Source organism: Streptomyces sp. SID9727 (assembly GCF_010550605.1).
Lineage (GTDB): Bacteria > Actinomycetota > Actinomycetes > Streptomycetales > Streptomycetaceae > Streptomyces.
Genome location: NZ_JAAGNI010000095.1, coordinates 1 through 6,236, shown reverse-complemented (window position 1 = coordinate 6,236; position 6,236 = coordinate 1). Strand labels below are relative to the sequence as shown.

Annotated in this window: 5 protein-coding genes; 2 read left to right on the top strand and 3 right to left on the bottom strand. The window is 72.4% G+C overall.

Annotated elements, in window-relative coordinates; translation table 11 throughout:
• On the top strand, positions 1-2,239 hold a 2,239-nt coding region (gene glgB, locus G3I41_RS05820; protein ID WP_164399230.1), incomplete at its 5' end, for a 1,4-alpha-glucan branching enzyme.
• Positions 2,240-2,294: 55 nt separating this feature from the next.
• On the opposite strand, the gene trxA is transcribed toward glgB, so the two are convergent.
• From trxA to G3I41_RS05805, 3 genes are read right to left on the bottom strand one after another with little or no spacing between them, the layout of a single operon-like run.
• Entirely contained in the window at positions 2,295-2,627 is a 333-nt protein-coding gene (trxA, locus tag G3I41_RS05815) for a thioredoxin (RefSeq protein ID WP_164399229.1), read from the bottom strand.
• 3 nt (positions 2,628-2,630) lie between these two features.
• Positions 2,631-3,035, bottom strand: coding sequence for a MerR family transcriptional regulator (locus tag G3I41_RS05810; protein WP_164399228.1), 405 nt, complete (start codon positions 3,033-3,035; stop codon positions 2,631-2,633).
• Positions 3,036-3,077: 42 nt separating this feature from the next.
• Complete coding sequence (locus G3I41_RS05805; RefSeq protein ID WP_164399231.1) at positions 3,078-4,451, bottom strand: cation:dicarboxylase symporter family transporter; 1,374 nt, start codon at positions 4,449-4,451, stop codon at positions 3,078-3,080.
• 297 nt (positions 4,452-4,748) lie between these two features.
• Here G3I41_RS05805 and G3I41_RS05800 point away from each other — a divergent pair.
• The coding region (locus tag G3I41_RS05800) for an ATP-binding protein (RefSeq protein ID WP_164399227.1) at positions 4,749-6,236 on the top strand (1,488 nt) is incomplete at its 3' end.

The window sequence follows — 6,236 nt, the reverse complement described above, 5'->3', positions numbered from 1 at the left end:
CCCGGCGAAGCGCGCGAAGAAGGCCACCGCGCCGCCCAAGCCCCGCAGCGCCGGCAGCCAGGAGCTGCGCCCGGCCACCCCGCTGCACGACGCCGACCGGGGCCGGCTGCTGGCCGGCGAGCACCACGCCCCGCACGATCTGCTGGGCGCCCACCAGGTGGGCGACGGGGTGGAGATCCGGGTGCTGCGCCCGTTCGCCCGGTCGGTCACCGTCCTCGCGAAGGGGCTGCGGGCGCCGCTGCACAGCGACGGGGACGGGCTGTTCTCCGGGGTGCTGCCGCTGCCTTCGGTGCCGGAGTACCGGCTCCTGGTGGCGTACGAGGACAACGAGATCGAGGTCCACGACCCGTACCGCTTCCTGCCCGCGCTCGGGGAGCTGGACCTGCACCTGATCCGGGAGGGGCGGCACGAGGAGCTGTGGACCGCGCTCGGGGCGCGGCCGATGGAGCACCAGGGGGTCGCCGGGACGCGGTTCACGGTGTGGGCGCCGAACGCCCGGGGCGTGCGCGTGTGCGGTGACTTCAACTACTGGGACGGCACGGGCTTCCCGATGCGGTCGCTGGGCTCCTCCGGGGTGTGGGAGCTGTTCCTGCCGGGGACCGGGGAGGGCGCGCTGTACAAGTTCGACATCTGCCGCCCCGACGGTTCGCACACCATGCGCTCGGACCCGATGGCCCGGCACACCGAGGTGCCGCCCGCCACCGCCTCCGTGGTGACGGCCGCGCACCACGTGTGGCAGGACCAGGAGTGGATGGCGAACCGCGGGAACGTGCCGGTGCACGAGGCGCCGTTCTCGGTGTACGAGGTGCACCTGCCGTCCTGGCGGCCCGGTCTCTCGTACCGGCAGCTGGCGGAGCAGCTGCCCGCATACGTCAAGGAGCTGGGCTTCACGCACGTCGAGCTGATGCCGGTGTCGGAGCACCCCTTCGGCGGCTCCTGGGGCTACCAGGTGACCGGGTTCTACGCGCCGACCTCCCGGATGGGCTCGCCGGACGACTTCCGCTTCCTGGTGGACGCGCTGCACCGGGCCGGGATCGGCGTGATCATGGACTGGGTGCCGGCGCACTTCCCGCGCGACGACTGGGCCCTCGCGGAGTTCGACGGCCGGCCGCTGTACGAGCACTCCGACCCGCGGCGGGCCGCGCACCCGGACTGGGGGACGCTGGAGTTCGACTACGGGCGCACCGAGGTCCGGAACTTCCTGGTCGCCAACGCCACGTACTGGTGCGAGCAGTTCCACATCGACGGGCTGCGGGTGGACGCGGTCGCCTCGATGCTCTACCTCGACTACTCGCGCGAGGACGGCCAGTGGTCGCCGAACGAGTTCGGCGGGCGGGAGAACCTGGACGCGGTCTCCTTCCTCCAGGAGATGAACGCCACGGTCTACCGGCGCAATCCGGGCGTGGTCACCATCGCCGAGGAGTCCACCGCCTGGGACGGTGTGACCCGGGCCACCGACCACGGCGGGCTCGGCTTCGGGCTGAAGTGGAACATGGGCTGGATGCACGACTCGCTGGTGTACGTCTCCAAGGAGCCGGTGCACCGCAAGTACCACCACAACGAGATGACGTTCTCGATGGTGTACGCGTACAGCGAGAACTACGTGCTGCCGATCTCGCACGACGAGGTGGTGCACGGCAAGCAGGCGCTGGTCTCCAAGATGCCGGGCGACTGGTGGCAGCAGCGCGCCAACCACCGCGCGTACCTGGGCTTCATGTGGGCCCACCCGGGCAAGCAACTGCTGTTCATGGGGCAGGAGTTCGCGCAGGGCGCGGAGTGGTCGGAGGGCCACGGGCCGGACTGGTGGCTGCTGGACCCCGCGTACGAGGCGTCCGGCGACCACCGCGGGGTGCGGGAGCTGGTCGGCGACCTGAACAGGGTGTACGGGGCGACGCCCGCGCTCTGGCAGCGCGACACCCGTCCGGAGGGCTTCGCCTGGGTGGACGGGGGCGCGGCGGAGGACAACGTGTTCGCGTTCCTGCGCCACGACGCGAAGGGCGCGCCGCTGCTGGCGGTCTCCAACTTCTCCCCGGTGGTCCGGCACGACTACCGGCTCGGGGTACCGGAGGGCCCCCGGCTGTGGGCGGAGGTCCTGAACACGGACGCGGCCCGGTACGGCGGCGGCGGTGTGGTCAACGAGGAGCCGCTGAAGCCGGAGGACGTGCCGTCCCACGGCAGGCCGTCGAGCGTGTCGCTGACGCTGCCGCCGCTGGCGACGGTGTGGTTCAAGCCGGCGTGATCCGAACGACAGGCCCTGGGGGCGGGGGCCCGGTGGCCCCCGCCCCTCGGGCGGCTCAGAGCACGTCCTCCAGCTCCTGGAGGAGCCGGCGCTTCGGGCGGGCGCCGACCATGGACTTCACCGGTTCGCCGTTCCGGAACACCATCAGGGTGGGCATCGAGAGCACGCCGTACCGGGTGCTGATCCCCGGGTTGCGGTCGACGTCGATCTGGACGACGCGGAGCCGTTCGCGCTCCTCCTCGGCGACGGCGCCCAGGACCGGGGCGAGCTGGCGGCAGGGGCCGCACCAGTCGGCGGTGAACTCCACCAGGACGGGCCGGGTCTCCCCCCGCACCTCGGCGTCGAAGGTCTCGTCGGTGAGCTCGTCGACGCCCGTTACGTGGATCATCTGTCATCCTCCCAGTTCGCAGCGTGGTTCGGGGCCGCCGGGCAGCTCTGCGGACGCCTCCAGCTCGGCGCGGGCCAGCTGAGCGCCCACCTCCGTGCGGACGGCCCGCAGCTGCTCGATGAGCCGGTCGAGCTCGCCGAGCTTGCGCCGGTAGACGGCGAGCGAGGCGGGGCAGGCGTCCCCGGCGGGGTGCCCGGCGCGCAGGCACTCCACGAAGGGCCGGGTCTCCTCCAGGTCGAACCCGAAGTCCTGGAGGGTCCGGATCTGCCGGATCAGCCTGAGGTCGCCCTCGTCGTACGTGCGGTAGCCGTTCACCGCGCGCCGTGCGGGCAGCAGCCCGCGCGACTCGTAGTAGCGCAGCGTCCGCGTCGTCGTCCCGGCCCGTTCGGCCAGCTCCCCGATTCGCATACCGCGACCGTAATCCTTGACGCCGACGTCAAGGCAAGGGCGTCAGACCTTCGTGAGCGAGGGCCGGTCCTCGCCGCCGTCCCGGGCCTCGGGGACGTACGGCTCGTCGGCGCCCTCGTCGGAGAGCATCTTCTCGTCGAAGGGAATCGCGCCGGAGAGCACCTGGCCGACCCGTTCGCGGTCGATCTCCTTGGTCCAGGTGCCGACGAGGACCGTGGCGACCGCGTTGCCCGCGAAGTTGGTCAGGGCGCGGGCCTCGCTCATGAAGCGGTCGATGCCGACGATCAGGCCGACGCCGTCGACCAGTTCGGGGCGGTGCGACTGGAGGCCGCCGGCGAGGGTGGCGAGCCCGGCGCCGGTGACGCCCGCCGCGCCCTTGGAGGCGATGACCATGAAGACCAGCAGGGAGATCTGCTCACCGATGCTCAGCGGGTCGCCCGTCGCGTTGGCGATGAACAGCGAGGCCATCGTGAGGTAGATCGCGGTGCCGTCCAGGTTGAAGGAGTAGCCGGTCGGCACGGTGATGCCGACGACGGGCTTGCTGACGCCCATGTGCTCCATCTTCGCGATCAGCCGGGGCAGCGCCGACTCCGAGGAGGAGGTGGAAAGGATCAGCAGGAACTCCCGGCCGAGGTACTTCAGCAGCGCGAAGATGTTGACCCCCGCGACCAGGCGCAGGATCGCGCCGAGCACCACGAAGACGAAGAGCGCGCAGGTGACGTAGAAGCCGATCATGATGACCGCGAGGGACTTCAGCGCGTCCACGCCGGTCTCGCCGACCACCGCGGCCATCGCGCCGAACGCGCCGACGGGCGCCGCCCACATGATCATGGCGAGGATGCGGAAGACGAGGCGCTGGATGTGCCCGACGCCGCGCAGCACCGGCTCGCCGGCCGGGCCCAGGGCCTGCAGCGCGAAGCCCGCGAGCAGGGCGATCAGCAGGGTCTGGAGGACCTCGCCCGCGGTGAAGGCGGAGACCAGGGTGGTCGGGATGATGCCGAGCAGGAAGTCCGTGGTGGACTCGCCGGCCCCCTCCGCCTGCTTCTCCCCGGCGGCGCGGACCGCCTCGGTGATGTGGAGGCCGGAGCCGGGCTCCAGGATGTTGCCGACGACCAGGCCGATGGCCAGCGCGACCGTCGACATGACCAGGAAGTAGCCGAGGGCGAGGCCGCCGACGGCCCCGACCTTGGCGGCCTTGCGGACCGAGCCGACGCCCAGGACGATCGTGCAGAAGATGATCGGCGAGATCATCATCTTGATCAGGTTCACGAATCCGGTGCCGATGGGCTTGAGCTCGACGGCGGCGTCCGGGGCGACGAAGCCCACGAGGATGCCGAGGCCGACGGCCACGATCACGGCGAGATACAGGTACTTCGTACGGTCCGGCTTGGTGCGTTCCGGCTCGGCGGCGCTCACTGCCACGGGGGTCTCCTCGGGTCGTCCTCGTCCCACCCCCGTGCCGGGGGTCCCGGCGACTATCCCGCCCGCTGTGATCGTGGTCACCCTTGCGGTCATTTCGTTCATAGGTGGGGCCGGCCATCGGGGGGTGGACGAAGGAGCGGGGCCGGGTGCGTGCAGCTGCAAGGCGGAGGATTGAGGCAACGCGGAGCGTTGTTGATTGACGACAACGCCGCAGATGTGCGTGCCCAGCCCCGCGACGCCGCCCCCCGATGGCCGGCCCCACCTAGGTTTTCGGCCAGGCACACTGAGGGGATGCGTTTCCCCCGTACCCGACCGCGCAGCCTGGCCGGCCAGCTGTTCGCGTGGCAGGTGGTGCTGGTGGCGGCCGTCGTGGCGGGGTGCGCGTTCTTCGCGTACGCCTCCGGGCGCGGCCAGGCCGAGGAGACGGCGGCCCGGCAGGCGCGGGCGGTGGCCCTCTCGGTGGCCGGATCGCCGTCGGTCCGGGAGGCGATCCGCACCGACGACCCGTCCGCCGCGCTCCAGCCGTACGCGGAGCGGGTGCGCAAGGACACCGGGGTCGCCTTCATCACGATCATGAGCCCGGCCCGGGTCCGCTGGACGCACCCGCACGCCGAGCACATCGGGGAGACCTTCCTCGGGCACACCGCCCGGGCGCTGCGCGGGGAGACCTTCTCGGAGACGTACACCGGCACGCTCGGGCCCTCGATCCGGGTCGTCACCCCGGTCCGCGACGGCGGCCGGATCACCGGCCTGGTCAGCGCGGGCATCACCGTGGACCGGGTCTCCTCGCAGGTGCGGGCCCAGCTGGGCGCCCTGGCGCTCGCGGCCGGCGCGGCCCTGGTGCTCGGCGGACTCGGCACGTACGTGATCAACGCCCGGCTGCGGAGGCACACGCACGGAATGAACGCGGCGGAGCTGAGCCGGATGCACGACTACCACGAGGCGACCCTGCACGCGGTGCGCGAGGGGCTGCTGATGCTGGACGGGCAGCGCCGGATCGCCCTGGTCAACGACGCGGGCCGGGAACTGCTCGGTCTGGCCCCGGGCGTCGTCGGCCGCCGGGTCGCCGATCTCGATCTGCCGGCCCCGCTGACCGGGGCACTGCTCGCGTCCGAGGAGCGGGTGGACGAGGTGCACCTGACGGCGGACCGGGTCATCGTCGTGAACACCCGTCCGGTGGTCGGCGGCGAACGGCGCGGGACCGTGGTGACCCTGCGCGACCACACCGAGCTCCAGGCGCTGTCCGGGGAACTGGACTCGGAGCGCGGCTTCACCCGGGCGCTGCGCTCCCAGGCGCACGAGGCGGCGAACCGGCTGCACACCGTGGTCTCGCTGATCGAGCTGGGCCGGGCGGACGAGGCGGTGGGCTTCGCCACGGCCGAACTGGAGCTGGCCCAGGCGCTCACCGACCGGGTGGTGGGCGCGGTCGCCGAGCCGGTGCTCGCGGCCCTGCTGCTCGGCAAGGCGGCCCAGGCGAACGAGCGCGGCGTGGAGCTGGTACTCGCGGAGGACAGCCTCATCGACGACGGCGCCCTGCCCGCGTCGCTCCCCGCCCGTGACCTGGTGACCATCCTGGGCAACCTGATCGACAACGCGGTGGACGCGGTGACCCGGGAGGCGGCCGCACCCGGGCCGCGCGGCCGGGTCACGGTCACCGCGCTCGCCGAAGGGGGCGAACTCCTGCTGCGCGTCGCGGACAACGGGGCCGGGGTCGACCCGGCGGACGCGGCCGAGGTGTTCCGGGCCGGCTGGTCGACGCACGGCGCGGGGCGCGGCCTC